The sequence below is a fragment of the Natrinema gelatinilyticum genome (genome assembly GCF_024266705.1).
Taxonomy (GTDB): Archaea; Halobacteriota; Halobacteria; order Halobacteriales; family Natrialbaceae; genus Natrinema; species Natrinema gelatinilyticum.
The window spans coordinates 616,814-642,515 of the sequence record NZ_CP100756.1 but is presented as its reverse complement, the minus strand read 5'-3'; the positions used below and the strand labels follow the sequence as shown (position 1 = coordinate 642,515).

The 25,702-nt window shown below is 60.4% G+C and carries 26 protein-coding genes and 2 tRNA genes; 6 read left to right on the top strand and 22 right to left on the bottom strand.

Translation table 11 applies throughout. From position 1 onward, the window contains the following. Position 1: 1 nt before the first annotated feature. From NJU76_RS03045 to NJU76_RS03030, 4 genes are all read right to left on the bottom strand, one after another. On the bottom strand, positions 2-1,684 hold the full coding sequence (locus NJU76_RS03045) for an FAD-dependent monooxygenase (protein ID WP_254531329.1): 1,683 nt from the start codon (positions 1,682-1,684) through the stop codon (positions 2-4). Next, complete coding sequence (locus NJU76_RS03040; RefSeq protein ID WP_254531328.1) at positions 1,684-3,258, bottom strand: electron transfer flavoprotein subunit alpha/FixB family protein; 1,575 nt, start codon at positions 3,256-3,258, stop codon at positions 1,684-1,686. Before NJU76_RS03040 ends, NJU76_RS03045 begins: the two co-directional genes overlap by 1 nt. 1 nt (position 3,259) lies before the next feature. Continuing rightward, positions 3,260-4,120 carry an electron transfer flavoprotein subunit beta/FixA family protein gene (locus tag NJU76_RS03035; protein ID WP_254531327.1) on the bottom strand — a complete coding sequence of 287 codons (861 nt, stop codon included), beginning with the start codon at positions 4,118-4,120 and terminating at the stop codon, positions 3,260-3,262. Between the two features lie 290 nt (positions 4,121-4,410). Continuing rightward, the gene (locus tag NJU76_RS03030; RefSeq protein ID WP_254531326.1) at positions 4,411-4,641 is read right to left on the bottom strand and encodes a helix-turn-helix domain-containing protein; all 231 of its coding nucleotides are present in this window, start codon (positions 4,639-4,641) and stop codon (positions 4,411-4,413) included. Between the two features lie 231 nt (positions 4,642-4,872). Between NJU76_RS03030 and NJU76_RS03025 the strand changes: the two genes are divergently transcribed. After that, positions 4,873-7,212, top strand: coding sequence for a PAS domain-containing sensor histidine kinase (locus NJU76_RS03025; protein ID WP_254531325.1), 2,340 nt, complete (start codon positions 4,873-4,875; stop codon positions 7,210-7,212). Positions 7,213-7,500: 288 nt separating this feature from the next. Here the strand turns inward: NJU76_RS03025 and NJU76_RS03020 are convergent, their stop codons facing one another. Then, positions 7,501-8,358 carry an acyltransferase gene (locus NJU76_RS03020; RefSeq protein ID WP_254531324.1) on the bottom strand — a complete coding sequence of 286 codons (858 nt, stop codon included), beginning with the start codon at positions 8,356-8,358 and terminating at the stop codon, positions 7,501-7,503. A gap of 150 nt (positions 8,359-8,508) precedes the next feature. Here NJU76_RS03020 and NJU76_RS03015 point away from each other — a divergent pair, with 150 nt between their 5' ends. Continuing rightward, complete coding sequence (locus NJU76_RS03015; protein WP_254531323.1) at positions 8,509-8,706, top strand: DUF5800 family protein; 198 nt, start codon at positions 8,509-8,511, stop codon at positions 8,704-8,706. A gap of 100 nt (positions 8,707-8,806) precedes the next feature. Here NJU76_RS03015 and NJU76_RS03010 read toward each other — a convergent pair whose 3' ends face one another. The 8 genes from NJU76_RS03010 to NJU76_RS02975 all read right to left on the bottom strand — a co-directional run bounded on the left by NJU76_RS03010 (position 8,807) and on the right by NJU76_RS02975 (position 13,324). Beyond that, positions 8,807-9,370, bottom strand: coding sequence for a DUF420 domain-containing protein (locus tag NJU76_RS03010; protein ID WP_254531322.1), 564 nt, complete (start codon positions 9,368-9,370; stop codon positions 8,807-8,809). A 395-nt stretch (positions 9,371-9,765) separates the two neighbouring features. Next, the gene (locus tag NJU76_RS03005) at positions 9,766-10,338 is read right to left on the bottom strand and encodes a hypothetical protein (RefSeq protein ID WP_254531321.1); all 573 of its coding nucleotides are present in this window, start codon (positions 10,336-10,338) and stop codon (positions 9,766-9,768) included. Then, positions 10,335-10,715 carry a hypothetical protein gene (locus NJU76_RS03000; RefSeq protein WP_254531320.1) on the bottom strand — a complete coding sequence of 127 codons (381 nt, stop codon included), beginning with the start codon at positions 10,713-10,715 and terminating at the stop codon, positions 10,335-10,337. Before NJU76_RS03000 ends, NJU76_RS03005 begins: the two co-directional genes overlap by 4 nt. Positions 10,716-11,137: 422 nt before the next feature. Beyond that, on the bottom strand, positions 11,138-11,986 hold the full coding sequence (locus NJU76_RS02995) for a DUF8008 family protein (RefSeq protein WP_254531319.1): 849 nt from the start codon (positions 11,984-11,986) through the stop codon (positions 11,138-11,140). Positions 11,987-12,181: 195 nt separating this feature from the next. Continuing rightward, a complete protein-coding gene (locus tag NJU76_RS02990) occupies positions 12,182-12,580 on the bottom strand; it encodes a DUF8112 family protein (protein WP_254531318.1) in 399 nt (132 codons plus the stop codon). Next, positions 12,577-12,765, bottom strand: a complete 189-nt coding sequence (locus NJU76_RS02985) for a hypothetical protein (RefSeq protein ID WP_254531317.1) — start codon at positions 12,763-12,765, stop codon at positions 12,577-12,579. Before NJU76_RS02985 ends, NJU76_RS02990 begins: the two co-directional genes overlap by 4 nt. Continuing rightward, positions 12,762-12,941, bottom strand: a complete 180-nt coding sequence (locus NJU76_RS02980; protein WP_254531316.1) for a hypothetical protein — start codon at positions 12,939-12,941, stop codon at positions 12,762-12,764. Before NJU76_RS02980 ends, NJU76_RS02985 begins: the two co-directional genes overlap by 4 nt. A 2-nt stretch (positions 12,942-12,943) precedes the next feature. Continuing rightward, entirely contained in the window at positions 12,944-13,324 is a 381-nt protein-coding gene (locus NJU76_RS02975; RefSeq protein WP_254531315.1) for a hypothetical protein, read from the bottom strand. 181 nt (positions 13,325-13,505) lie between these two features. Between NJU76_RS02975 and NJU76_RS02970 the strand changes: the two genes are divergently transcribed. Both NJU76_RS02970 and NJU76_RS02965 read left to right on the top strand, forming a co-directional pair. Then, entirely contained in the window at positions 13,506-13,865 is a 360-nt protein-coding gene (locus NJU76_RS02970) for a helix-turn-helix transcriptional regulator (RefSeq protein WP_254531314.1), read from the top strand. A 470-nt stretch (positions 13,866-14,335) separates the two neighbouring features. Further along, complete coding sequence (locus NJU76_RS02965; protein ID WP_254531313.1) at positions 14,336-14,827, top strand: PIN domain-containing protein; 492 nt, start codon at positions 14,336-14,338, stop codon at positions 14,825-14,827. 447 nt (positions 14,828-15,274) lie between these two features. On the opposite strand, the gene NJU76_RS02960 is transcribed toward NJU76_RS02965, so the two are convergent. The 4 genes from NJU76_RS02960 to NJU76_RS02945 form a co-directional block, all read right to left on the bottom strand. After that, a tRNA-Leu gene (locus NJU76_RS02960) sits at positions 15,275-15,359 on the bottom strand. 200 nt (positions 15,360-15,559) lie between these two features. Beyond that, positions 15,560-15,754: a hypothetical protein gene (locus tag NJU76_RS02955; protein ID WP_254531312.1), complete on the bottom strand. Its 195-nt coding sequence runs from the start codon at positions 15,752-15,754 to the stop codon at positions 15,560-15,562. A 112-nt stretch (positions 15,755-15,866) separates the two neighbouring features. Continuing rightward, positions 15,867-16,043 carry an HVO_2523 family zinc finger protein gene (locus NJU76_RS02950; RefSeq protein ID WP_254531311.1) on the bottom strand — a complete coding sequence of 59 codons (177 nt, stop codon included), beginning with the start codon at positions 16,041-16,043 and terminating at the stop codon, positions 15,867-15,869. 162 nt (positions 16,044-16,205) lie between these two features. Next, positions 16,206-19,775 carry a TSCPD domain-containing protein gene (locus tag NJU76_RS02945; RefSeq protein ID WP_254531310.1) on the bottom strand — a complete coding sequence of 1,190 codons (3,570 nt, stop codon included), beginning with the start codon at positions 19,773-19,775 and terminating at the stop codon, positions 16,206-16,208. Positions 19,776-20,212: 437 nt separating this feature from the next. On the opposite strand from NJU76_RS02945, the gene NJU76_RS02940 reads away from it, so the two are divergent. Next, entirely contained in the window at positions 20,213-20,401 is a 189-nt protein-coding gene (locus tag NJU76_RS02940; RefSeq protein WP_254531309.1) for a DUF8029 family protein, read from the top strand. An 86-nt stretch (positions 20,402-20,487) separates the two neighbouring features. Here the strand turns inward: NJU76_RS02940 and trpG are convergent, their stop codons facing one another. From trpG to trpD, 4 genes are read right to left on the bottom strand one after another with little or no spacing between them, the layout of a single operon-like run. After that, the gene (gene trpG, locus NJU76_RS02935) at positions 20,488-21,144 is read right to left on the bottom strand and encodes an anthranilate synthase component II (RefSeq protein WP_254531308.1); all 657 of its coding nucleotides are present in this window, start codon (positions 21,142-21,144) and stop codon (positions 20,488-20,490) included. Beyond that, a complete protein-coding gene (gene trpE, locus NJU76_RS02930) occupies positions 21,141-22,865 on the bottom strand; it encodes an anthranilate synthase component I (protein ID WP_254531307.1) in 1,725 nt (574 codons plus the stop codon). The genes trpG and trpE overlap by 4 nt, the downstream gene beginning before the upstream one ends. A gap of 10 nt (positions 22,866-22,875) precedes the next feature. Further along, positions 22,876-23,526, bottom strand: a complete 651-nt coding sequence (locus NJU76_RS02925; RefSeq protein WP_254531306.1) for a phosphoribosylanthranilate isomerase — start codon at positions 23,524-23,526, stop codon at positions 22,876-22,878. Further along, positions 23,523-24,545, bottom strand: coding sequence for an anthranilate phosphoribosyltransferase (gene trpD / locus NJU76_RS02920; RefSeq protein ID WP_254531305.1), 1,023 nt, complete (start codon positions 24,543-24,545; stop codon positions 23,523-23,525). The genes NJU76_RS02925 and trpD overlap by 4 nt, the downstream gene beginning before the upstream one ends. A 190-nt stretch (positions 24,546-24,735) precedes the next feature. On the opposite strand from trpD, the gene NJU76_RS02915 reads away from it, so the two are divergent. Then, positions 24,736-24,810, top strand: a tRNA-Val gene (locus NJU76_RS02915). Between the two features lie 373 nt (positions 24,811-25,183). Here NJU76_RS02915 and NJU76_RS02910 read toward each other — a convergent pair. Further along, the gene (locus tag NJU76_RS02910) at positions 25,184-25,669 is read right to left on the bottom strand and encodes an Lrp/AsnC family transcriptional regulator (protein WP_254531304.1); all 486 of its coding nucleotides are present in this window, start codon (positions 25,667-25,669) and stop codon (positions 25,184-25,186) included. Between the last annotated feature and the right edge of the window lie 33 nt (positions 25,670-25,702).

The window sequence follows — 25,702 nt, the reverse complement described above, 5'->3', positions numbered from 1 at the left end:
GTTATCCCTCGCGGAACTCCACGCCCTTGCCGCCTCGGGGGTGTTTCCAGTTGGTGTCGGCGACGATCGCGCAGGTGCCACATTCGACGCACGGCTGGGTGTCGAGACTGACCAGCGTCTCCTCTGAACCGTTGGTCTTCACCGTCTCCGAACGGTAGCAGCCACCGCCGAAGTCCTCCGCGCTGACGGGACAGGCGGCGACGGCCGCGCCGCTGGCCGCGTAGGACTCGTCTCTGAGTTCGATGTGCGGATTGCCCACGTCGGTATCGTAGGTGAGGTCGCCGATCCGCTGCTCGAGGCTCGGCGGCTCGATCTCGTTTTCCCACTGGATCGTTCGCCCGTGTTGCTCGCCGATCACCGTCGGCAGGGAAACGTAGCCGGTCTTGGTGTCGGGCAGCATCGACACCAGGAACGGCGAGTTGTAGGCGCGCTCGAGCAGGCGATTCGCGATCGGATTGCCGACCGCGACCGAGCCGACCGGCGAGTCGAGCACCCGTTCGACGGCTGCGGTAACGGTGTCGTTTTCGCCGACGGTCCGGCTGAGTTCGTACCGGCGGGGCCGAAGCTTGTCCATCGTGCCGGAATCCTCGAGCATCCGGGCGTACCGCCGGCCGGCGGCCTCCGCATCGTTGTTCCCGCGAGTGATGGAGAAGGCGTCCGCCGCGAGCGCGCCAGCGGTGACGGCGTGATTCATCCCCTTGATGATCGGCCCCTGTGCCTGCATCTGCCCGGCGGCATCGCCGACGAGAACGAGCCGATCCCGATAGGGCTCGCGGTGGGCGACCTTCTTCGAGTCGGGGACGAGCTTTGCGGCGTACTCGAGCTCGTGATAGTCGTTGCGGAACCAGCCGGCGAGCAGTGGATGCGTCAGCAAGGCGTCGAGCAGGTCGTGCGGGTTCGCCTCCTGTTCGACGAGGCTGTCGAGGTGGAAGACGGTCCCGATCGACAGCGAGTCCTCGTTCGTGTAGAGGAAACCGCCGCCGCGGACGTCCTCGAAGAGGTCGCCGGAGAACAGGTGTGCAGCTCCTTCGTCGGGACCGATGTCGAACCGGTCGTCGATCGCGTCCGGTTCCATGTCGACGACCGCCTTGACGCCCTGGAACCACTCGTCGGGGTCCTCCCAGTCCATCAGCCCGGCATCGCGGGCGAGTTCCGAGTTAACGCCGTCGGCCCCGACGATCAGGTCCGCTTTGATCGGGTCGAGTTCGTCACAGGTGACGCCGACGATCTCGCCGTTTTCCCTCAGAAGACCGTTCACCCGAACGTTCGTCAGCACGCCACCGCCCGTCTCGCTCGTCTTCTCGTGGACCCGCTGCTCGAGCCAGGAATCCATCTCCCGGCGGAGGACAGCGTCACACCAGTCAGTGTCGTGTTCGTGGAGATCGACGAGATCGTAGGTCTTGACCGAGTTCCCGGCCACGTTATGGATGTAGTAGTCCGTGACCGGCCGTTCGGACGCCTCCTCGCGGAAGCCGTCGAAGAGGTCGTCGATCGTATAGGGCGCGGAGTCTTCGGCGTAGATCAACCCGCCCGAGACGTTCTTCGAGCCCGCTTCCGTCCCTCGCTCCAGGACGAGCGTCTCGACGCCGTGGTCGGCAAGCCGCGCGGCCGCCGCGGCCCCGCCGGGGCCACAGCCCACCACGACCGCCTCGTAGTGTTCGTAGTCGTCGGTTTCGGCCCCCATCACTCGTCACCCCCGTCGGCGACAGCTTCGGGCTCGAGCGTCGTCTCACCCGATTCGACGGCCTCGGTGAGCCGCGGTAACACCTCGAAGAGGTCGCCCTCGATGAAGTAGTCGCTGAAGTCATGGATGCGGGCGTCGGTGTCGGTGTTGATTGCAACGATGGTGTCGGATTCGTCCATGCCGACTTTGTGCTGGACCGCGCCGGAGACCCCTGCCGCGATGTAGAGATCTGGCGCGACGACCTGGCCTGTCTCGCCGATCTGGCGCTCTTCTTTCGAGTACTGCTCGACGTGGCCTTCGAACTGGTACGAGGAGGTGACGATTCCGCGCGTGATGCCGAGTTCGGCGTCCTCGAACGCATCCACCAGATCGAGACCGAGTTCCATCCCGAGAGTCGGATCGTCGGCGATCCCCCGGCCCAGACAGACGATTACGTCGTGATCGGTGAGGTCGATCCCAGCCTCGAGTCGATCGGAGTCGGTAATCTCGACGCGGAACCACTCCTCTTCGAGTTCCATATCGTGTTCGACGACGAGTCCCTCTCGATCGGAGTCGGGTTCCATGGGCTCGAAACTCCCCGGGATGACCGAACAGCCCTGCGGGTGGAACTCTCGTCCCGGGTTGTCGAGACACAGGATCGTCGAGTACTCGAACCCGGAGAAGTCGGGTCGCTTCATGTGGAGGACCTTTTCGAAGGTCTTCTTGACGCCCGGTTCGCCGGTCTTGACCGGGTTCGAGACCTTGTTCTCCTGAATGAAGAGGTCCGAACAGTCCGAGGCCAGCCCGGAATCCAGTTCGGCCTGGACCTTCGCCGAGAGGTCACGCCCGTTGTTCGTCGCAGGGAACAGGACGTAGCGCGGCTTGTCGTAGTCGCGCCAGTCGGTACTCTCGATCGATCCCTCGCCGCGTGCCATGTGCGCCGAAATTTCTGTGTACGGTTTGTGCAGGAACCGTTCCAGCCTGTCGTCGTTGTGGTAGACCGCCACGTCCGCTCCATGAGCGATACACTCCTCGGCGAGTCCCTCGCAGTCGTCGCCCATCAGGAATGCGACGACGTTCTCGTCGTCGTCGTAATCCGCTTCGAACTGGTCCATCAGCTCGCGGGCTTTGCCCAGCATCTCTCGCGACACCTCGAGCAACTCGCCTGCCTGGGTCTCACAGAAGACCCACATGTCTTCGTACTCGCCGTCTGCGAGCGCCCTGACGTGCTTCTTGTCGCGAGTCGGGTGCGTGAGTCCGTCGTCTTCCGCCGGTTCGTCTTCCCCGCCCTCGTCAGCGTCGGGTTCGTCTGCCGCCTCGCCCTCGTCCTCGGCTTCGGCGTCGGCATCGGCATCGTCACCCACGTCTTCGGCCGTCTCCTCGTACTCGCCTTCTGTCTCCGTTCCCTCCTCGACCCCCTCGAGAGTAGCGCCTATCTCTTCGAGTCGGTTGTGGATCGCTTCGCGGGCCGTCGTCCGATCCTGGCCGGTCCGTTCGGCTTCGAGGATCGCCTGGAGTTCGTCCGCGTCGTCAATCGTCTCGAGTTCGTCGGTCAGTTCGTCGACGGTGTGGTTGTCCGGGTCTACTGTCGTCATTTCAATCACCTGCCTCCGCGCTATACGGATACATTTCCTCGAGTACGTCTCCCATGTCGTTGGGATCGATCATCGTCGCCTCCCGCTCTGAGGGCGCTTTGGGGATCGGGTCGACCGACGAGACGATCGTGGGCGAGCCGTCGAGTCCAATGTAGTCGGGATCGAGATTTAGATCGACGTGGTCCCACGTCGTCAGGTGGTCGTCGTGCGCTGCGGCCCGCGCTTCCGTTTCTGCCCGGAGCCGCTTGTGCGTCAACCGGTGGGAAGCCTTCCGGTACGTCGGCTCGAACTCGGGATCGGTAACGACGAAACAGGGCAGGGGCGCCTCGACCGTCTCGATTTCGTCGATGTCACCCTCGACGAGGCGCTTTGCGCGCAGCATCCGCTCGTCGGGATCGATGTCGAGTGCGATGACGTGAGTGACGATCGGCCACTCCATCGCCCAGCACGTTTGCGGGCCGGTCTGACCGGTCTCTCCGTCGGCCGTCTTGAATCCCGCGAACACGATGTCGATGTCGGCCACTTCCTCCTGATACTTCTCGAGGCCGGCACTCAGCGTGATCGCCGTCGCCCACGTGTCCGAGGCGGCCAGCTCGCGGTCCGAGAGCAGATAGCTGTCGTCAGTGTAAACCGACTCCATCGCACCCTGTAGAACGTCGGCGTATCCCGGCGGACCCATGCTCACCCCGGAGACGTGGCCGCCGTGGCGAACTTTCGTCTGAAGCGCGGCCTCCAGTGCGAACGCGTCGTTCGGGTTCATGACCGTCGGCGTCTTCCCCCGCTCCAGGTGGCCGTCTTCGTCGAACGAGACGGCACCCTCCGAGAAGTCGGGGACGCCTTTCGTCAGAACGATCGATCGCATGGACCCCTCCGTCGTGGAATAATGGTTGATATTAACATGTCTGTGTCTCCCTATCGCAATTATCGCTATTAAGAATACGGGTTAGAATCGCCATCAGGGGAGCCGAACGCAGCGGCAGGTATCGAAATATTCACCGAAAATCGACGCTAATTCGGATATTTTAGGCACTCGAGGCCCAAACTGGTCAAATCGAAAGCGGAAGTCCGATAGCCCGAGACTCGGTTTCGCGCGCGAGTTCGCCCGAGTTCGCCGGGCGAGGGCTGCCGATGCGACACGTAGCGCAGCGCGGCTCACGGACCGATCGCCACCGTCACGTTCGCTTTGATCTTCCGGAAGTGCTCGCCGACGGTACCAGTGGACAGGTCAAGCGATTCGGCGATGTCTTCGTGCGTCGCTTCTCGCGGCACGCAGTAACGAGCGAGTCGGTGAATGTCGTCGTACAACAGAAACCTGGCGCGTTCGCTACGGTCACGCGTCTGGCGGAAGTAGTTCCGTGAATTCGCATCAAATGCGTCGTTCATACCATGGAACGAGGCCACACTATTTTACACGAGGAATGTGAATGTGTGGAAATATGAGGGAAGCGGTCCGCTGGATACAGATATCGAGTTCAGTACGATAGATGTAATTGACAATCGTTGATTACCGAACTTAATTGTTCCAGCTTATATACAAAACCACAGGACGTCTAGCCCCATCTGGTCTCAATCAGTGGACAAGAGACTTTTCGACCTCCGGGTGATAGCAGTTATATGGGTGAACGAGCAGAGGACGCGAAAGAGGGTATTTGGGATGGCACGAACGAAGCCACAGCCCTCCAGCGGTATCAGACGCTCGTGAATGGAATCGATGACGGTATTTTCCAGATCGGTCCCGACGGACGGTTCGTCGCGCTCAACGATACTATCGTTGAGATGGCAGGCTATAAGCGCGAGACACTGTTAGGGGAGTACGTCTCCTTCATATTCGACGAGAACGATTGTCAGCAGATCGAGCAAGAAATCGCCGAGCAACGTACGACGGGTGACCGGCGGAATGAAACGATCAAATCGATCGTACATACTGCCGACGGCAACAGGCGCCCTTGTAAACTCAGGTTGCACCTCCTTCGCGACGACGGGTTTCATGGAACCGTCGGCATCGTCCGAGACATTACTGAGCGGACGTGCGTCGAGGACATTGCCGGGGATCGGGAGACAGAGCAGAGCCGCCACAGGAGCGAGGTGACGTTCCGCCAACTCGTCGAGCACCTCGATCAAGTCGTCTGGATGACAACTGCCAACATGCGGGAAACCCTCTACGTGAACTCGGCTTTCGAAGAGGTCTACGGCCAGGATCGTGAGCGTCTGTACGAAAACCCAGAAACATTGCTCGAAGCCGTCCATCCGGACGACCGGGAGATGATGCGCAAGGAACTCGACAAACAGGTCGACGAACCGTATGTACTAGACTATCGGATCGTTCAACCGGATGGCGAGGTGCGATGGATCAACGATCGCGTGATTCCGATCATCGACGACGACGGGAACACCTTCCGTATCGTCGGCGAAGCGATGGACGTCACGAAGCGCAAGGAGCACGAACGCGAACTCGAGGATACCCAGTCCCAGTTGGAGGCGGCAACGGAGGCAGGCGCGGTGGGCACGTGGGAGTGGCATATCCAGAACGACAAGATGATCGTGGGTCCGTCGTTTGCGAGGACGTTTGGGGTGAATCCTGAGGCGGCCCGCGACGGCGTCTCCCTCGATCAGTTCCTCGAGGCTGTCCACGAGGACGACCGCGATCGTGTCGTGGCCGAGATCGAGGAGACCGTCGAAACGCGTGGAGAATACGAGGCGGAGTACCGCGTGTGGAATGCCAACGACGAACTTCGGTGGGTCGTCTCCCGCGGTCACGTAGAAAGCGACGAGGACGGCAACCCAGTCACGTTCCCCGGCGCGCTCACTGACATCACCGAGCGAAAACGAGCCGAGTTACAACTCGAGCGAGCCTCTGAACAACTGGAGACGCTGTTCGAAATCCTTCCCGTCGGGGTCGTGGTCGCTGACAGGAGTGGACGGGCCGTCGAGGCCAACGAGATGGCGAAGCAGATTTGGGGCGGAGACGTGTTCGACGCCGAGTCTATCGAGAAGTACGAGCAGTATCCGGCAGTGTGGGACGAGTCGGGCGATGCCGTCGAGCCCGATGAATGGACGATGACCCAGGTGCTTGAGGGCGCGGAGATGACTGACCCCGATATCTTCGAGATCGAGACTACGGACGGAAAGCGGCGGCTCATCCAGGCGAAGGGAATGCCGGTACAGGACGCCAGCGGCGACGCGATCCGCGGCGTCGTCACCATCTCCGATATCACCGAACGGCGGGCGTATCAGCGCAAGCTCGAGGAATCGAACGACCGCCTCGAGCAGTTCGCGTACGCCGCCTCCCACGATCTGCAGGAACCGCTCCGAATGGTCTCGAGTTACCTGCAACTCATCGACCGCCGATACGGTGACGAACTCGACGAAGACGGCGAAGAGTTCCTCGAGTTCGCCATTAACGGCGCCGACCGGATGCGCGAGATGATCGATGGGCTCCTCAAGTATTCCCGTGTCGAGACGCGCGGTGATCCCTTCGAACCGATAGACATGAACGTCGTCCTCGGGGACGTTCTCGATGATCTGCAGATACAGATCGAAGAAAGCGATGCCGAAATCACGACGGCGGAATTTCCTTGTGTGAAAGGCGACATCAATCAATTACGGCAGGTATTTCAGAATTTGCTCTCGAACGCGATCACGTATAGCGGTGACGAACCGCCACGTATCCACGTCGATGCCGACGACCGGGGTGAGGAATGGGTGGTCTCGGTTCGCGATGAAGGGATCGGAATCAATCCTGAGGATCAGGACCAAATATTTACGGTCTTTAATCGGCTGCATAGCCGCGAAGAGTACGATGGGACGGGCCTCGGACTCGCGCTCTGCAAACGGATTGTCGAACGCCACGGCGGCGAGATCTGGGTCGACTCCGAACCTGGCGAAGGAGCGATGTTCTCGTTCACGCTTCCCATCGGAGGTGGTCATGGTACGTGTCGATCCGATACTGACTGACTCATCCCTTGCTGGAATATTGTTTCTGCTGCATTCGTGCTCTCGTTCAGCACGTCTGTCGAAACCTAACACCGCCGGAGGATTTCAACGAGGCCGATTTCACCACATCAAACGTGACAGACGTCGTAGGCAGGTCCCAACCGGCCGGATCGACTCCGAAGATATGTTCCTGGCCCGAAATCACACTCTGCTCGTGCGACCGCTGCCGGCTATCGACTCGAGTCGAGCGGTGATCCCGGCCGCAACACGTACCGAGGCCGCGGTCGCCGGCGATCGGAGCGGATCGATCTACTCGATTTCCCGGTCGGTCGTGCCCATCGTGATCTCGCCGTCGGCCCGGATCGTGCCGTCGATTTCGGCGTCGGGGCCGAGATCGAGGTCGTCACAGGAGACGTCGCCCAGGACGCGAGCGCCGCGCTCGATAGCGACGTCGCCGTCTCGCGTCGTCAGGTCACCGTGAATCCGAGTTTCCTCGCCGACGGTGACGTCGCCTCGAGCGCGAAGACTGCCGAAGACGTTGCTTTTCGGACCGACCTCGATCGTCTCGGCGCGGACGTTGCCGTGGAGCCGGCACTCCGACCCGATCGTCGCGGGTGTCGAGACGCGCCAGGCGTCGTCGCCGACGGTCGCATTTCGAGGGATGACGAGGGGGTCTGCATCGGGTTCGTCGTCCTCTTCGTCGACGAGATTGGAGATAAGCCGCTCGGCGGCATCCTCTTCGCCGATCAAAAGGAGGTGTTTGAGGTAGACGAACAGGAAGACGATCGTCGGCATTGGGTTCCGGATGACGATCCAGCCGTTGGCCTCGAATCCCTCTTCGATCTCGACGTCGTCGCCGATGTCGAGGTCGCCGGCGACTTTCAACTCGCCGCCGATGTGGACGCGCTCGCCGATGTAGGCGTCCTGACCGATGAGGACGTTCTCGGCGACGTCACACCACATGTCGAGTCGACAATCGCCACCGGCCTCGATGGCACCGCCGAATTCGGCCGATTCGCCAGCCAGAACGTTTCGTCCGCGGACGCCGAATTCGACGGTCGCCCGACCGCCTACGAGGACGTCCCCGTCGGTCACGAGGTCGCGTTCCTGCGCTTCCGTCCCGTCGGGAACGACGAGTTTATCGAGCGGGTCCCTGCTGAAGGCCACACTCACATCAAAAGGGAGCACCGACTAATAAACCCCCCGCGTCGTCTGCCATTCGTCTGACGCCCGTCTGCCAGAGTTACACTGCTCGAGGTGCCTCGACCGACGCCGGAAGCCGCCTCCCTTTTACACACTCGCTGCATACGTCCGCTCATGACCACGCTCGCGTTCGACGACGACGGCGTCGACGTCGTCTACGAAGGCACCGAATTCCGTCTCGAACGGGACCTCGTCGAGGAAGCGACCGAGAAGACCTACTACGACGTGACCGATCACGAGGTGTTGAAAATCGTCGCCGAACAGCCGAACCTGCAGGGCGAGCCCAGACGAATCGGCGACATTCTGGACTGATACGGTCTGCTGTACCGATGTACCGGTGCACCCGCAGGACGGTCGCGGTTGCACCGGCAATGATTTACAGCAGTCCGTATGAAATTGGTAGCCGACGAATTCAGTAGACGACGTGTAGTACCACGAAGACGACGATTCCGAGTGAAAATGAAATCAGCCACAGCGTCGCCGCGATTCGACCGACGCGGGCGTGGCTCGTCCGGCGCAAATCGGCGATCGGACGCGATAGCGCGAGCAGGAGCACGTAGTAGAGCAACGGGATGCAAACGATCGCGAGTAGGATGTGGATCGCCAGCAGTGGGAGGTAAACGAACTGATAGACCGCTTCGGGGCCGGGGAACGGCTGCGGTCCACCGGTCGCCGTCAGCCGGTAGAGATAGAGCGCGAGAAAGCTCACGAACAGGCCGAACGAGGTGACCATGGCGATCCGGTGGCGTTCGACGTCGCCGCGTCGGATCGCCCGCCAGCCCACTGTGATCGTCCCGATTGCGGCCGCACTGAGCACGGCATTGACCAGCGGAATCGTCTCGAGGACCCACTCCGGGGACGCGGGCACGCTCGAGGACGGAATCCGCCCACCTGCAGCCGCGAAAACAACCGCCAGCGACACTACGCTCAACACGCCGGTGAGAAGCCGCACGCGCTCTCGAGGGACGTATTCCATGTGTGTTCGTTCGAGCGCAGGGGGAAAGTGATTACTCTCCAGCCCGGATTCGCGCTCTTTGCCCGTAATTAACGTGTCAGCATTCCATGAACCCGATTCGGAGGCTGTCGCTCGTCATCCGCCAGAAGTTACCGACAACATCACCGAACTCGCGGACTACGGCCTCGTCGAACAGGATGGTCGCGCGAAACGTCCTAATCGTCCAGTATGACGAGATTGATATCGATCTTCCGATCGGCTACCACTCCCCAGACGTTGCACCGGCGTGACTATTTGTGTCCCATGGCATCACATCTACAGCGTTCCTCGAGAGTAAAATGGTGTTCTCGTGGAACACTTCAAATCCCGTCTCGAGCAAGGGCCGATGTCGACCGATCGAACGAGAGATCAACAGGTCACTCTAGAAGTTCCAACAACTGGGTGACATAGGGGCTGTTGTCCCAACTTCGATGCGGACTGATCGCGGTGACGAGATTCTGCGCCTCCTCAGGAGACATATGGCCATCACGAGCGTAGTCACAGATGAGTCGCGGGGTTGGGACGATTCGAGGCCCAGTAAGAGCTGCATGAACGAGTGCGAAGTTATTACCGCCGAACTCGTCAGTGAGAAAGCCATCGGCATCGACGGCGTTTGCGAGGAGGATCCCGTCCGTTTCGCCGTCGTCCAACCCGATCGCCGGGCGTGAATCAGGTGTTTCTGTCTGCTGGTATGGGTCCTTGACGCTGTAGTGGTTTTGTGCGGCGAGAACGGTAGTGGCCGCTGCACCGTGAATATCGTGATATTGGGCGATATCGTGGAGTTCCGAGACGACTTCGGGTGGCACGGAGACAGTACATGACGTAAGAAGATACTGGAGTGGATCCGGGTTGGTGGCGGTGTCGAATCCGGCGTCAGCACGTGGAACACCGAGGCTCACGAGTGCGCTCGTATCAGCAACCACCGTTCGCAACGTGGACTGGCCGCTCATCGCTCATCAATATCGGTGGACGGGGACTCCGTATCGATCGTATTGTTATCCCCATCGTAAATATCGATATCGTCAGGAGCAGCGAGATCAAACGGTTCATCCTCGAGATCCGATTTGAGGAGGCGAAGACGTTGTGCGGTTTCGGCCCCAACCAACTGTTTGACTGTCTCGAAGTCGAGCTGATTGTCGTAGTACTTCGTTGCGACCAATTCTTGGAACGACTGACTCTCAGCTGTCTCCTCGATGTACTCGCGAATAGCGTTTACAAGCAAATCTGTCCGGTCTGTATCGAAGAGGTCGGCGATAGCATCAAGCCGCTCGACGAGGTATTCCGGGGATTGGAAATGGACCCGTCGCGGATCATCGCTCGAACTCATTTCATGTGCATATTTTGCACACGGGAGGAAAACGATTTCGGCTGATGCACACAGCTTGCACATGTTCGTTGAATCGAGTACGCCTCAAAGTGGATTTCCGAACGACGGCTGAGAGATATTACAAGATGTGGTCATTCGCGGACTCGCGATGCGACTCCACTACGATATTGTCTGATAGAGTGGACCAAAGATCGCCTCTGTGAGTGATTGGTACGAGGCTGGAACAGTCTGTGCTACTCAAGAGACAGCTGATGTCCTCGGGAAATACCCGGAGCGCGTCTCGAGCACTACCCGCCGTCGACCGATCGAACGAGAGACCACCACGTAACGAGACCCCGCAGACAAACGCGATCGCAGCGTATTACTCGTCCTGGAAACCTGAATGAGCCCGGTGGGGCGGTGGTCTTTCCCTGTGGCCAGTTCTATCCGTGGACACCAGACGGCTCCAGTGAACCAGTCGCTTTTGCGGTCTCGCCAGGTATCGAGACATCCGTCTTCAGCAGTACTCGTCGCTCTGTGTATGGCAATCCGTTCTTCCGTTCGGTCTGCTTCCGAATGGCCAAACGATTCTTCGAGAGTTCGAGCAAAGCGTCGATCGTCCTCGAGACGAGTTTCTTCGCGTAGGCGTCGCTGACGCCCTTTTCCTGCCGGCGAATCCAGTGCTTCATATCGCTGGCCTTCACGTACTCACGGACGCCCTTGCACCCCTCCTGCCACGGATTGTCACCGACACTCGGATCACTCCGAGCCCGCCAGAGTTTTACCGCGAGTCGAGACGGTAACGAGTTCGTCGACGACCGGAGCATATCGTCGTCCATCTGTGCGAGCTGCTGGATCGGTAGGAGATCGCCGTGGGACAGCGTGACCGATCCACCACGGTCGAGTGGGTCCTCGGAGTCGGGAATCCGCATGTACGTGTCGTCCTCTTTGGTGAACCGTTCGAGACGTTCGACTCCGTCCGCAAGCGAGTCTGGGTCGACGTGATCGGCGAGGAGATGCGCCCCTTTCTCGAGTTCTCTGGTCTGGAGCTCGGCGATGCGGTCTTTGTTTGCGCCGGCTTTCTTCAGGGCTGCCTGCGCGACTGCTTCGAGGCGCGTGTTCTCTTCCTGGAGGGTATCGATCTGCTCTTGTTGTGTTTCGATCTGATCGCTCTGCTCGGCGACGGTCTCTTGAAGAGCGTTGTTTTCGCTCTCGAGATCGTCGATTCGTGCTTCGAGTTGCTCGAGTCGGTCGAGAATCGATGCGTCGCTGTCGGGATTGTTGGGTGTCATCGGGAAAGTGGAGGAAGTCGGAGATCGTTCGTCAGAACGGAGCTCGGAGGCCAACCAGAAGTCACGGCACTACCGCTATCGCGACGGGGACTGTGCCCGTCTCGAGAGTGGGGCGACTGCTGGCGACGTGGCCACTGGAGACTGGCCGTACGTGAAGGGAGCACCGTTCAGGGAGGCTATGCGAGGTGGTGGTACTCAGGAAGTAGCCACAATCGTTGGCTCGACGAGGATCGTCCAGTGCGTCTGCCCGGCCATCGCGAGCCCGAGGTCGCCCTCGAGGAGGCCATCGTCTCGACCGTGCGCGGTCTCCGTCAGATCGGTGGGAGCACAGCCGGCACAGTAGATGGCCGCAATCGTGTAGGCAGGCTCGTCCGAGTACCGGCAGGCTCGAACGCTTATTGGACGTCCTTCGTGGAGGTGGTCACCACAGTCGCGACAGGACACAGTCTCGCCTGCCGTGATCCGTGCACCCTCGAACTGCTGTTCGAGGAGACAGTGACGGTGGGTCTCGGCCGGCGTCTGCTGTGGCTGGCTGTTCGGTGACTCGAGGTCGCTATCACAGACCGACGCCAGCCAGACACAGGAGTCCGTCATCGGTCGTCCTCCGTGGAGTAGGAGTCATCTGCTTCGATGCGCTTGTATACCTCGATCGTCTCCTCGAGATTCTGAATCGCTGGCTCGAGTGACAGCGGTTCGATTATGTCCCCGTCGAGAATCCAGACGTCCGCGAGGACTTCCTCGAGACGGACGCGGATCGGATGCTCGGGTCCGGTCGTCATGCTTCGACCTCCGGGTTCGAGTCAGTAGTTGGGGTGTCGTCAACCGAGGGAGTAGAGTCGTCGGGCTCTGGCCTGGCGACCGCCTTCCCTTCTGCGAGGTGGCGGGTTTGGCGGGCAGCTTTGCGCTCGAGTTGTCCACTGCGGCGGCTCTGGTGTCGATTTCTGCCGATCGACATGCTCAGAGAACCTCCTCGAGGACGTCCTGTGCCTGATCGGCTGCGGAGACAGGGCGGTCGGCCCAGCCGCCACACTCCTGGTCGATGAACTGGATCCAGCGCCGGGGGTCCTCGTCACCTTCATCCATCGGTCCGAGTTCGATGGCTTCGGTGTACAGGATCACCCCCTCGAGTGAGAATACTGGGACGGCGCCGGAGTCGTCACGATGGGCGCGGGACGTCGTGATGACGATGCGGTCGTATTTGTGGTCGACGTGGCGGTGTCGGCCTTCTGTGTCTTCACTGACGTAGCCGTAGTTCCATGAGCGGCGCTCGAGGACGACATCGTCGGTCTGTGCGTCTCTATCCGAAACTTCTTCTGTGGATGGGGTCGTAGTCGACATTGTCCTTGCATGAGGACACAGGTCGGGTGTTCCAGCACCCGGCCGAGAATCGGTTTTCCCGGCCATCCTGTGTCTCTATCTTACTGTATTGGATGTTCTGTATTAAATATTGTGCAATTTGCCATTTCAAAAATGGTGGGCAAATAAGGTCATACAAGTGCATTCACTGGGATATATGCCCATGGACTGTGCACAAAAATACGAACCGATGGATGCCGACGATTTGCGGGATGCTGATGTCCAAATCCTCAACGAATTACGGAAAGGCAGAGCAACGAAGGGGATGTTAGTCGATTCAACCGGCTTTTCCCGCAATACAGTCTATAATCGCTTGGAGGTCCTCAAAGCTGCGGGCCATATCGACGTCGTCCACGAAGGAACACGCTTGTTCGAACTCGTTGACGATCCACGCACGGACGCCGAATCTGAGCCAGATATCGACGCTCTCAAGCAACATGTAAACGAACTTGAGAAAAATCTTGCCGATGCACGCGAGGAAATCAAATACTACAAGGATGTACTCCAGTCTCACAAGGACTAACTCCATGAATTATAAGATCTAGAGCAACTCGCCGATGAGCGCTGGGACGGTGAAAGGTCGATCCAGATGCCCAAGTATGCCAACGGCTCAATCCAAGCGATCGTATTCCATTCGAATAGACCAGATCCGGATTACGTCGAAGCTGATAGTACCATCGCGGAACGCGGACACCTCTGAATGGGGCCAGAACGTGAGCCCACTGACAACAGGGGTACTCGATCGGCCTGGGACTTCCAGAACGTTTATTCATACACACGTCCTCGGTCTAGGTAACCAGGGGTGAGTGATAATGTCCAAAGAACCAGCCCAACGTCTTCGGGCCGCATCCTCAAGTTCGAACTCATCCTTTGAGGCGTGGGAATCAACTGAATCGTTAGCAGAAGAGGTAAACTGGAATGTTGATCTCATGCTTCCAGATCTCTACCGAGATCCTTCTGTGCTAACTCCGTATCACCCAGACGAATAGACGATTGAGTTTCTCTCTTAGTTCTAAGGTCGACATTTTCGACAGCAATGTCTGGGTTCATGGGCTAACCCGCCGATCAGACGATGCAGTATCGTGTATCGAATCCATTTTCGATGAGAGACGATGTGTAATAGTCACGCCATATATCTACGAAGAAGTAGGTCAAGCGATTCAGAGAGACTTTAAAAATCAATCCAGGGTTGACGATCTCCAGAACAAGTTCGCTGAGATGATGTCAAATCCACTCATTCAGGAGCCCTCTTACGAAGAAGTCGCGAAAGTCGATCTCGAAGACGTTCGGAATCACCCAGCAGTGCAGGCATATGCAGAAGCCATCGAGATTCAGCCGAAAGATATCCCGATACTCCAAACAGCACAGAACTGCGATAATCCCAAACCAACTATATTTACGAATGATGAAGACTTCTATAATCTCTCTGAGCGAAAGGAACGGTATAATCTCGGGGACATTCAGTTTGAGTATGTTGAATACTAACAGCCGTCGAAGTTTGATTTTCGCCTTTTTCCTATTCGTAGGGGTATCTATAGGAATTGTGCTAGATAGATTCTATGTGGACTTGATGGAATAATACTCTGCTATCCTTATTCTGCTTCTCACCCTCAGTGTCCTTCTGGCAGGCATCATTGACCAGATTATATAGAAAACCGATAAATTTGTAGTTGTAGTTAAGATCTCGTGTTCCGGGGCCTTTGATGCATCAATTTTGCACTCTTAGCTGCGTAGAAACTTCCAGCTCGTATCGAGGAACCAGCTTTGACCGTTCATTCTCATGCATAGCTGGAATCGACTGTAAGTATAGGATCAGGGAGCGGCGTGGCTGGCGCTCGAGGAGGAGTAGTTTCGAAAGGAATTATGCGTGGGTGATGTCCTCGAAGGGAGATCACCTGCATCGATTAACGGTGGAGCATTCCACCTGTGCGATGCGTGGGACCGGATTCGAACCGGCGGACCCCTACGGGACAGCGCCCTCAACGCTGCGCCGTTGGCCTGGCTTGGCTACCCACGCTCGCGGTCTCTGTCTGCACTCAATCGTATCCAGCGTGATTATAAAAGCCCTTTCCTTTGGGTCGGTGACTGCGGCAGGGTCACCAGACGAACTCGGTCCGCGATGTCCGATCGTCGAACACATCACTCGACACTGATTTTCAGAGCGACGGAACACTTGCGGACGCCAGCGGACTCTCGTCGCGTACAGACACGACGGATTCAACGCTCGAGCGAGAGGTCCGATCGATGTCCGTGACGCTGGGTCGGACGCGCGCTCGCAGGTACGATCGTGGCCATCGGGATCGTCCTGCGGCCGTCGTAGGCGGTCGCGACCTCCTCGTCTTCGCCGACCCACATCGCGTAAATGGTGGCGAGTTCTCGTCCGTCGTCGACGACGAGGATCGTCGATTGCATAGACATAGCGTTCTTGTCTGAGACCACAGCCCCTCGAAATGTAGGGATTCCGGGCAATTCACGCCTCGAGTCGGACGCTGAATCGCCGAAATGGGTCGAAACCCACCCATTCTCATCGGAACGGATCGCTGCAATCGATGATGACCCCGTGTTGGGGACAGACGTACTTGCAGTGGCGTTTGTACATCGGAGCGCTACAGTGCGGACAGCGCGGGCCGCCAGCCGATCGGTTACTCGAGCCCTCCTCCGCCGTACCGCCACCGGAGCCGTCACGACCGTCGGCCATCATACGAGCGTGTTCATCCTGGCACGTGCTAAGTGTGGTGTTTCTCCCGGTTTAGCGACTGAGTGCGAAGCGGGGTATTTCACCCGGTTCAACGACGGAAAATCCTCCCCAGTACAGCGGCGGAAAATCGAGACGGAAACAGCGCGACTCGGATTCAGTTAGCGCTTAGCACTCACTCCAGCCACAGTTATTGCAGGTCTTGCAGCCTTCGGAGAAATACAGCGACATCGAGCCACAGTCCGGGCACTCCGGCGATTCTCCGGCGTCGATGAGATCCTGCGTCGTGTCGTCGGTCGCGTCTATAGACGCACCGGCTTCGGCGGCTGCCCCGCCGTCGGTCTCGTGGTCGTCGAACCCGCCGATGTCTGCGTCGGCGGATTCCTCGAGCGTCTGCTGTTTCGGGTATGGCTTGTCGATCTCGCCCTCGAGATAGCGTCGCATCGCCGTTCCGATGGCGTCCGGGATGGATTGGATCTGTTCGCCCTTGTCCCAGGCGACCTTCGGGCTCCGGGTGCCACAGAGTTCGTCGACGATCTCCTCGGGATCGACGCCCGAGCGCAGCGACGTCGAGATGACCTTCGCGAGCGCCTCGGTAAAGGAGTTGGTGAACCCGCCCGAGTGGCCGATGTTGGCGAACAGTTCGAACGGCTGTTTCGTTTCGGGGTCTTCGTTGATCGTCACGTAGATTTTCCCGTAGCCGGTGTCGATGCGCTGACTGACGCCCTGGAGCGCGTCGGGCCGCTCGCGTTTTTCAGTGAAGTCGATTCGATCGGGCTCGGTGTCGCCGAGCAGGGACCCGACATTCTCCTCGAGAACGTCCTGGACGTCCTCGCTCTCGATGAACTGTTCGAGTCCGCCGAAGATCTCGTCGATCTGTTCGACCAGCGCCTGAGCGGCCTCCGTCTCGTCGGCGAAGTCTGCGTTGTCTGCGCGGGTCGTCAGGACCTGTTTCGAGCGGGTACCGTCGCGGTAGTAGGTGACGCCCTTGCCACCCTGCTCGTATACCCACTCGAAGACGTCCGTGGCGTCCTCGACCGTGGAATCGTTTGGCGCGTTTACGGTCTTCGAGATTGCCGAGTCGACGCCCTTCTGACAGGCACACTGCACCGCCGCGTGCTGTTTCGCGGTGAGGTCGCTAGTAATGACGAACAGTTCGCCGATCGCGTTTGGCACGGTCGAGAGACCTTCGACGCCGTCGAACTGGTTGGTCGCCATCTGTTCCTGCGCTTCCTCCTTGACTGCATCGACGTCGATGTCGTTGGCCACGAGGGTTCGCAGGAAGTAGTCGTCGAACTCCACGAGCATCTCGTCGCCCTGCACGTCGTCGGTGACGTTCTTGTAGTAGGCGACGTTGTAGATGGGCTCACAGCCGCCGGTCGTGTTACCGACCATCGAGGTCGTCCCGGTCGGTGCGATGGTCGTGACGTTGTGGTTGCGGATCGAGTAGCCGTCGGCCCAGTCGTCGGCGTCCTCGCCGGTCTGGTTCTCGAACCACTCACGGTACTCGGTCGGGGACGCGTACTTCGAGTCGTCCCAGTCGGCGAACGAGCCGCGTTCGGTGGCGAGTTCGTGGCTCGCGGCCTTCGCGCCATGGTTGATGTGGGTCAGCAGCTGGCGGGCGACCTCGTTCCCCTCGTCGCTACCGTACTTGATGCCGAGTTGAACGTACAGCTGTGCCAGCCCCATGATACCGAGGCCGATCTTACGCATGTCCCGGACCTTCTGTTCGATCTCCGGGACGGGGAAGTCCGACATCGTGACGACGTTCTCCAAAAAGCGCGTGCCGTACTCGATGCGCTCGTCGAACTCCTCGAAGTCGATGGCCTCCTCGAGGAACGCCTCGACAGCCGCTTCTTTCGAGTCGTACTCTGCAGCGTGTTCGCCGGACCAGACGCGCCAGTCGGGCGCTTCAAGGTCCGCGAGCGTCGAGAGGTTGATGTGACCGAGGTTGCAGGCCTCGTACTCTTCCAACGGTTGCTCGCCGCAGTTGTGGACGTTTATTGTCTCGTCGCCGGATTCACTGGCGAAGAAATTGTGTGTATCGTCGACCGTCAGGTCGTACACGTCTTCGCTGCCGTCTGCCTCGACGCTCGCGATGGTGGCCGTAGTCGTCTCGTGTACGGTTCCTTGCGGTGTTGCGAGCGGCTTCGAGAGGCTAACGACTTCGTCCCCGGGCGAAAGATCGACGGCTTCGACCCATTCACCGTTTTCAGCACGTATCTCGTGGTCCGGGGTAACGCGAATGGCGAGGCCGGATTCAGTCGTGACGCGCACAATATCGGCGTTTACTTTCGTCTTGAACGCGCGTGCCTCGCAAGTAACAACCTCTCCACCGTCGAGCGTCCGCACGTTCACCGATTCGTTACTGGCAGCCAGTTCGCCGATCGGCACGGTAGTTTCGTCCGCCAATCGGACCTCCATGCCCGCTGTCAGACACGGATTAGTCGCCAGAATGCGGTGGTCGTCGTGCTCCTCGACGTCGAAGGAGTGTTCCTTGTTCACTCGCTCGAGGTAGATCACGCCGGGTTCGCCGTTCTCGTGGGCGCCCTCGACGATGCGCTCCCAGACGAGTTCGGCGGGGATCGAGAGCGGTTCGCCGACGTCGACGTGCTCGCCGAGATCGTAGCGGCTGTACATCTCCTTGGTTTCCGCAGTAGCGATGTGGGGCTCTTCTGTCCGCGGGTTGGTGAAGGTGTACTCCTCGCCGTTCTGGACGGCCTCCATGAAGCCGTCGGTGACGCCGACGGAGATGTTGAAATTCGAGAGGTGGCCTTCGACGGCGTTACGCAGGTGCTTGGGAACGCGGCCATCCTCGTCGATCAGGTCGCGCGCTTCCTCGAGAGCTTCGCTGAAGGAGGTGTAGGTGTAGTCGTCGGGGTCGTTGAGTCGGAGACAGTGGGCCAGCGAGACGTCCTTGTTTTTCGCGTGGATGAACTCGATGACGTCGGGGTGGGAGATGCGCATGATACCCATCTGAGCACCGCGGCGGGTCCCGCCCTGGGCGATGGTTTCACAGAGCTGATCGTAGGTTCGCATGAAGGTGATCGGCCCCGACGCGATGCCGCCGGTGGAGCCGACCGCGTCCCCGTAGGGACGGAGTTTCCAGAAGCCATAGCCAACACCACCGCCAGACTGGAAGACCTCCGCGGCCTTCTTGGCGGTCTCGTGGATGTCCGAGAGGTCGTCGTCGGGGGACATGACGAAACAGGCTGACAACTGCTGGAGTTCGTCGCCGGCGTTCATCAGGGTCGGCGAGTTGGGCATGAACGAGAGCGATTCCATTCCGTCGATGAACGTCTCGGCGACGTCCTCGACGTGGGTCCGTACGTCGCCGGGGAGTTCGGGGACGGTCGTCTCGTAGGAGAACTTGTTGACGTTCCGCTCGGTCAGCGTCGTTTCGACCTCGTCTTCGACCGTAGTTCCGTCACCGAAGACCTCCGCGGCGAGTTCGTCTCGGCGCGGGTGCTGGCGTTTCAACTGATCGGGCTCGACGGTGATCTCGAGGTCCCGTTTTTCGGCCTCGTAAACCGCCTCTGCGAGGGCGATGTTCTTGCCGACGCGCTCGAAGAGATCCTCCTGCGTCTCGACGAGATCGCCATCGGCGTTCTTGCGAAGATATCGTGCCGGGAGAATGTTCTGATAGGCGTTCTCCGTCATCCGCTCCTCGAGCGTCTCGCCCTCGGTGCGCTTGATCGGGAGCGTGAGATCTTCCGCGGAGAGTTCGGCATCGCTCATGCGCGAGCCACCTCGTCGGTACCACGCTGCAGCACGTCGATTCTGCTGTATGTCCGGATCCGTTCACTCATCATTCGTGACGAAGGTTCGGTATTCCTGCATTCCTCATAAAACGTGGTGTTGTTCTTCTACGCTGATTGTAGTAGCACAAATTAATTTGTGTAGATGTTTCTGTGACCTGTCGATTCTGTGTGTGTGTCGGGACCGCCGAGACGGCCGCCTGTGCTGTTGCGAATACCTAGGCCGCCGACTCCCTTAACGATTTTCAGACCGGACTGAAAGTGACCGTTTCCGACGCCGTCCCGTCCCCGTGGAGCGTTTTTCACTTTTGCAGAAACGAACGTTCGATTGAACGGTGACTCGAGTGAGTCAGTCGTCGCCGCGAGGAAGTCAGGATTCCCGGAAAGATTACGTTCTTGGAGTACAGGTACTATTGTATGATCGATGCCCTGACATCCGCACCACCGGTCATGCTGGTGTTGGCCGCGCTCGCCGCCTTCGCGGTCGCCGTCGTCGCGATCAAAATCGCTATCAAACTGGCCGTCCGAATCGGCATCGTCGCCGCCGTCGTCCTCGCGGGACTCTACGCCGCCGGATTCACCGATCTGTCGTTTCTTCCCCTCTAAGAGCCGGCTTTCGTCCGGTCTTCTCCACGACGAGTGTCCGTGTAGCTCGGTGAGAAAGTACTCCTCGATGCGTGGCGGGTCAGCCGTCAGACCGAGTCGAGGAAGTTCTCGATCACGTCGTGTCCCGCGGCCGTGAGCACGCTTTCGGGGTGAAACTGCACGCATTCGAGTGGGTACTCCCGGTGTCGCACGCCCATAACCAGCGTGACGTCGCCGTGTTCCGCAGTCGCAGACACCTCGAGGCACTCCGGCACCACGGTCGCGACGAGCGAGTGGTACCGACCGGCCCGGAACCCCTGCTCGAGGCCGTCGAACACGCCCTCGCCGTCGTGGTCGACCGACGAGGCTTTCCCGTGAATTGGCTCCGGAGCCCGGCCGACGGTCCCACCGTACTCGTGGACGGCGGCCTCGAGGCCGAGGCAGACGCCGAGCGTCGGAGTCTCGGGAGTGACTTTCCGGAGCACGCTCATCGAGAGGCCGACGTCACGATTGTTCTTCGGGTGGCCCGGTCCCGGGCTGATGACGACCGCGTCGGGATCGACGGCGCGGACGTCCGCGAGCGAGGCGGTGTTCTTCAGGACCTCGGTTTCGGTATCGGCCTGCTGACTGACGTACTCGACGAGATTGTACGTAAAGGAGTCGTAGTTGTCGACGAACAGAACGGTGAGCGAGTCCGCGTCACTATCGTCTCGGTCGTCTCGATCCGCTTCGAAACTCGTGGTCGTAGTCGTGCGTTCGGTCATCGACTCACCTCTGGCGTCTTTTCGGGAGTCTCGGCACGGGAAGACTCCTCGGCCGGGCGTTCGATTTCCTCGAGCGCTGCAAGCACGCTGCCCATTTTTTTCTCCGTCTCCTCGTACTCGGCCGTCGGGTCGCTGTCGGCGACCAGTCCCGCGCCTGCCTGAACCGTGATCCGGTCTCGTGTTCCGTCGCCTCGTATGTCTCCCGCCTGATCGTCCGCAGCGCGTAGCGCCGCGCCCGCTTCGACGGTCGCAGTCCGAATCACGATCGCGAAGTCAGCGTCGCCGGTCCAAGAGTAGTAGCCGACGCCGCCGCCGTAGAGGCCCCGAGGTTCGGTCTCGAGGTCGTCGATGATCTCCATCGCTCGAATCTTCGGCGCTCCCGAGAGCGTACCGGCGGGGAACGACGCTCGCGTCGCGTCGAACGCGTCCGCGTCGGGCGAAAGCGTTCCGGTCACGGTCGATTCGATGTGCTGAACGTGACTGTACTTCAGGACGTTCATGAACTCGTCGACGCGAACCGACCCCGGTTCGGAAACCCGCCGAACGTCGTTGCGCGCGAGATCGACGAGCATCGTGTGTTCGGCGCGTTCCTTGCCGTCGGCCAACATTTCGCCGGCGAGACGACGATCCTCGACGGGACTCGAGCCCCGGTCGCAGGTGCCGGCGATCGGATTCGACATCACTTCGCGTCCGCGCACGGATATCAGCGTCTCCGGGCTCGCCCCGACGACGGTCAGGTCGTCGTGATCGAGTAGATACATGTACGGGGACGGGTTCACGCCTCGCATCGCCTCGTAGAAGCCGATTGGATCGACATCGCCGTACAGCTCACGCGTCCGGGAGATGACCCCCTGATAGATGTCCCCGTCGAGGACGTGCTCTTTGGCTCGCCTGACGCTCTCTTCGTACTCCGCTCTCGGTCCCGCAACCTCGTCTTCGAGGACGAACCGGCCGGTCTCGAGGCCAGTCGTGTCTCGGAGCGTCGCCGCGACCGCGTCGGCCTCGTCGACGAGCGCGTCGTACACCTCGTCGGGGTCGTCGTTTGCGTCGAGAACCGGCGTAAAAATTAGCGAAATCGTCCCGTCGCGCTCGTCGAACGCGAGCGTTTTCGTCGTCAAGAGAAACTGCGCGTCCGGGAACCGCGAGTCGGGCCGTTCGAGTCCGACCTCCTCGAGCCAGAGGTCGTAGACGGCGTCGTATGCCAGAAACCCGACCAGCCCGCCTTCGAGGTGTTGACGGTCGTGATCGGGCATATTTTCGAGGCGTACGTCCGGCATCGCCGCCCGGAGCGCGTCGACGGTGTCGCCGTCGGCGTCCGTCCGGACGCCCTCCAGCGAGACCTCGTCGCTGAGCACGTCGACGGTGGCCGCTCCGGATTCGACCGTCACGACGGCGGCTGGATCGTAGCCCACGTAAGAGTATCGCGCGTGGCGCTCCGCGTCCGCGGCGCTCGGCCGGAACGCCCCGTCTGGATCGCTCGAAGCGGTCTTCTCTGCACTCTCGAGCAGGAAGGCGTAGGGCGACCGCTCGCGGTCGCTGGCGTCGGTCCGTCCGGTGAGCGCGGCGTAGGCGGCGAGCGGCGTCGTTTCGGCCTCGAGCGTCGCGACGGTGCGGACGACGACCGGTCGGTCCGACCGGTCGGCACCGGTGCCCGCGTGGTCGCGAAACGTTTCTCGGTCGATGTCGAACGCCGGCGATCTGGATGGGGCGGATTCGGTCATGGGTTCACGATCAGGGGCCCGCCAGTCGGCGGGCCTTCTTGGCTCGGTCGACGAACGTTCGGATGGCTTCGGTGTCCTTGATGCCGCCGCGTTCTTCGACCCCGCTCGCCACGTCGACGGCGAACGGCTCGACGGTCCTGACGGCATTGTCGACGTTTTCTGGTGTGAGTCCACCCGCGAGGATCAACGGCGACTCGAGATCCGCGGCGGCCATACGGGTCTGATTCCAGTCGTGGGTCCGTCCGGTTCCGCCGCTCCCGTCTTCGCCCGCCGTGTCGACGATGAGCCCGTCGACGACGTCGTCGTAGGTTTCGGCGGTCGTCGCATCGTCGGCGTCGACCGCGAGCAGGATCTCTACGTCCAGTTTCGCACGCAGGTACGCGAGGTCGCCGGGTTGGATGCCGCCGTGGATCTGGATCGCGTCGGGTTCGATGTCGTCGACAAGTTCGATCGCGTCCTCAGGATTGGCCGGCATCGTCACGAGCACGCTCGTCACGAACGGCGGCGCGGCCGACGCGAGTGCCACGGCCTGCTCGACCGATACCTCCCGTGGGGTGTCGACCGGCACGTCACAGATGATCCCGACCGCGTCGGCACCAGCGTCGACTGCTGCCTCGAGGTCGGCGGTTTCGGTTAACCCGCAGATTTTCACGCGCGTCATCGTCCCGTCCCGGCCGGCGTCGCCGTCGCATCGCAGAGTCGCTCGAGTTTCCGCGCCGCTGCGCCGGAGTCGATAGCCTCGCGAGCCGCGTCGGTTCCTGCCTCGAGCGAGTCCGCCTTGCCGGAGACGTAGATCGCGGCGCCGGCGTTCGCGAGGATGACGTCCCGTTTCGCACCGGTCACGTCGCCGTCGACGATCCCACGCATGTCGGCCGCGTTCTCCTCGGGAGTGCCCCCGGAAATGGCGTCGATATCGGACTCGTCGAGGTCGAGATCGGTCGGCTCGAGCGTGTATTCCTCGACGGAGTCGCCGTCGACCTCCGCGGTGACCGTCTCGCCGTGGATGGCGATTTCGTCGGTCCCGGAGCCGTGGACGACTAGCGCGCGGCCGACGTCCATCCGGGCCAGCGCGTCCGCGAGCACTGAGACGAGATCGGAATCGTAGACGCCGACGACCTGTGCATCCGCCCCCGCGGGGTTCGTCAGCGGTCCGAGAACGTTGAAGATGGTCCGCATACCGAGTTCCTTCCGCGGCCCGATGACGGCCTTCATCGCCGGGTGAAATACGGGCGCGAGCATGAAGCCGATGCCGTCGTTCTCGATCGCGTTCTCGACGGCCGGTGGTTCCGCTTCTACGTTCACGCCGACCTCCTCGAGAACGTCCGCACTGCCCGACGAGGACGAAACCGAGTAGTTGCCGTGCTTTGCGATCGGCACTCCCGCGCCAGCGGCGACGATCGCGCTCGTCGTCGAGACGTTGATCGTGTTGTAGTCGTCACCGCCGGTCCCGCACGTGTCGACCAGCGGCTCCCGGTTCGGCGAGATCGTTCGCGCCGCCGCTCGCATTCCCTCGGCGAAGCCGGCGATTTCAGCTTCTGTCTCTCCTTTCGCGCGCAGTGCCGTCAGCAGTGCGCCGATCTGTGCCTCCGTCGCCCCCTCGAAGACGGCCGTAGAGGCCGCTCGAGCGTCTGGTTGTGTGAGATCCGTTCCCTCTGTAACGCGTTCGACGTACTCCTTCATTGTGGACACCAATGTACGTAGTTGTCTTACAATGTCCAAATCCGTACATCACCTTAAGCGTATCGACCGGGCGCGTGGTGCCGACTCGCGTACGGCGGTCGATTCGAAACCTTCAATTGTGGTGGCCGGCAATCTCTGAGTGCGGACAGCGTGGCGCCGGATGCCAGGCTGCGTGTACGCAAAACCGGTCGGGTTGGTGGTCTAGTCTGGTTATGACACCTCCTTGACATGGAGGAGGCCGGCAGTTCAAATCTGCCCCAACCCACTTCTCCTGTCGCAGGCAAATTCGCTAGCGACGGGACTGCGACACTGGGTTGATTTAGACGAGACGCAGCTCCGAACAACACGAATACGACGGTTTCAGCGGACGACGAGGGCGATACCGTTCGCGGGTTCCTGGTCGAGGCCGACCGCAACGGCGACGGGCCACAGCCGATTACTCGCCGATACACCACAGGCTCACCCTCGAGTCAGACGACACCTACGGGGTCCATGACGTCCGCTCGGCAAGTCTCGATCGGGATTGCACCGGCACTGCTGCCTTCGAATGACGCCACGAACTCGGGAGCGATCCGCGCTCTCGAGAAACGGCATGATAGCCGACCGGTCTCGACCGGGCGAACCAGCTGACTGCGACGCTACTCGGCGAGCGCCTCGACGAGCGTCTCGACGTCGAAGTCGTTGAGCGGGTTCCGTTCGTCTTTGACCGTGGTAATAACGAACTTCGATGAGGTCCGCTCAATCTCTTCGATCGCTTCATAGTCCTCCACGAGCGTCTCGACCATCTCGCGGTTGGCCACGTGAGCGATGACGACGAAGTCGGTATCTCCCATCGTGAAATACACCTGATTGACGCCCTCGACGGCGGCGAGTTTCTCCCCGACGAGGTCGTGGTACCCCTCCTCGAACTCGGCCCAGACTTCGGAGATGAGCGTGATCGAGAGGCCGACCTTTTCGAGGTCGATATCGTAGAGATCGTTTTCGATGACGCCGGACTCGCGAAGCCGGTTAAGCCGATAGTGAACCGTCGATTTCGGGATGCCGGTCGTATCTTCGATTTTGTCCGGGCTCGCCGTTCCGTCTTTGGCAATGGCGGTCAGAATCCGAATGTCTTTCTCATCCATGGCTTAGTTCCGAATACCGTTCAACGATAGCGG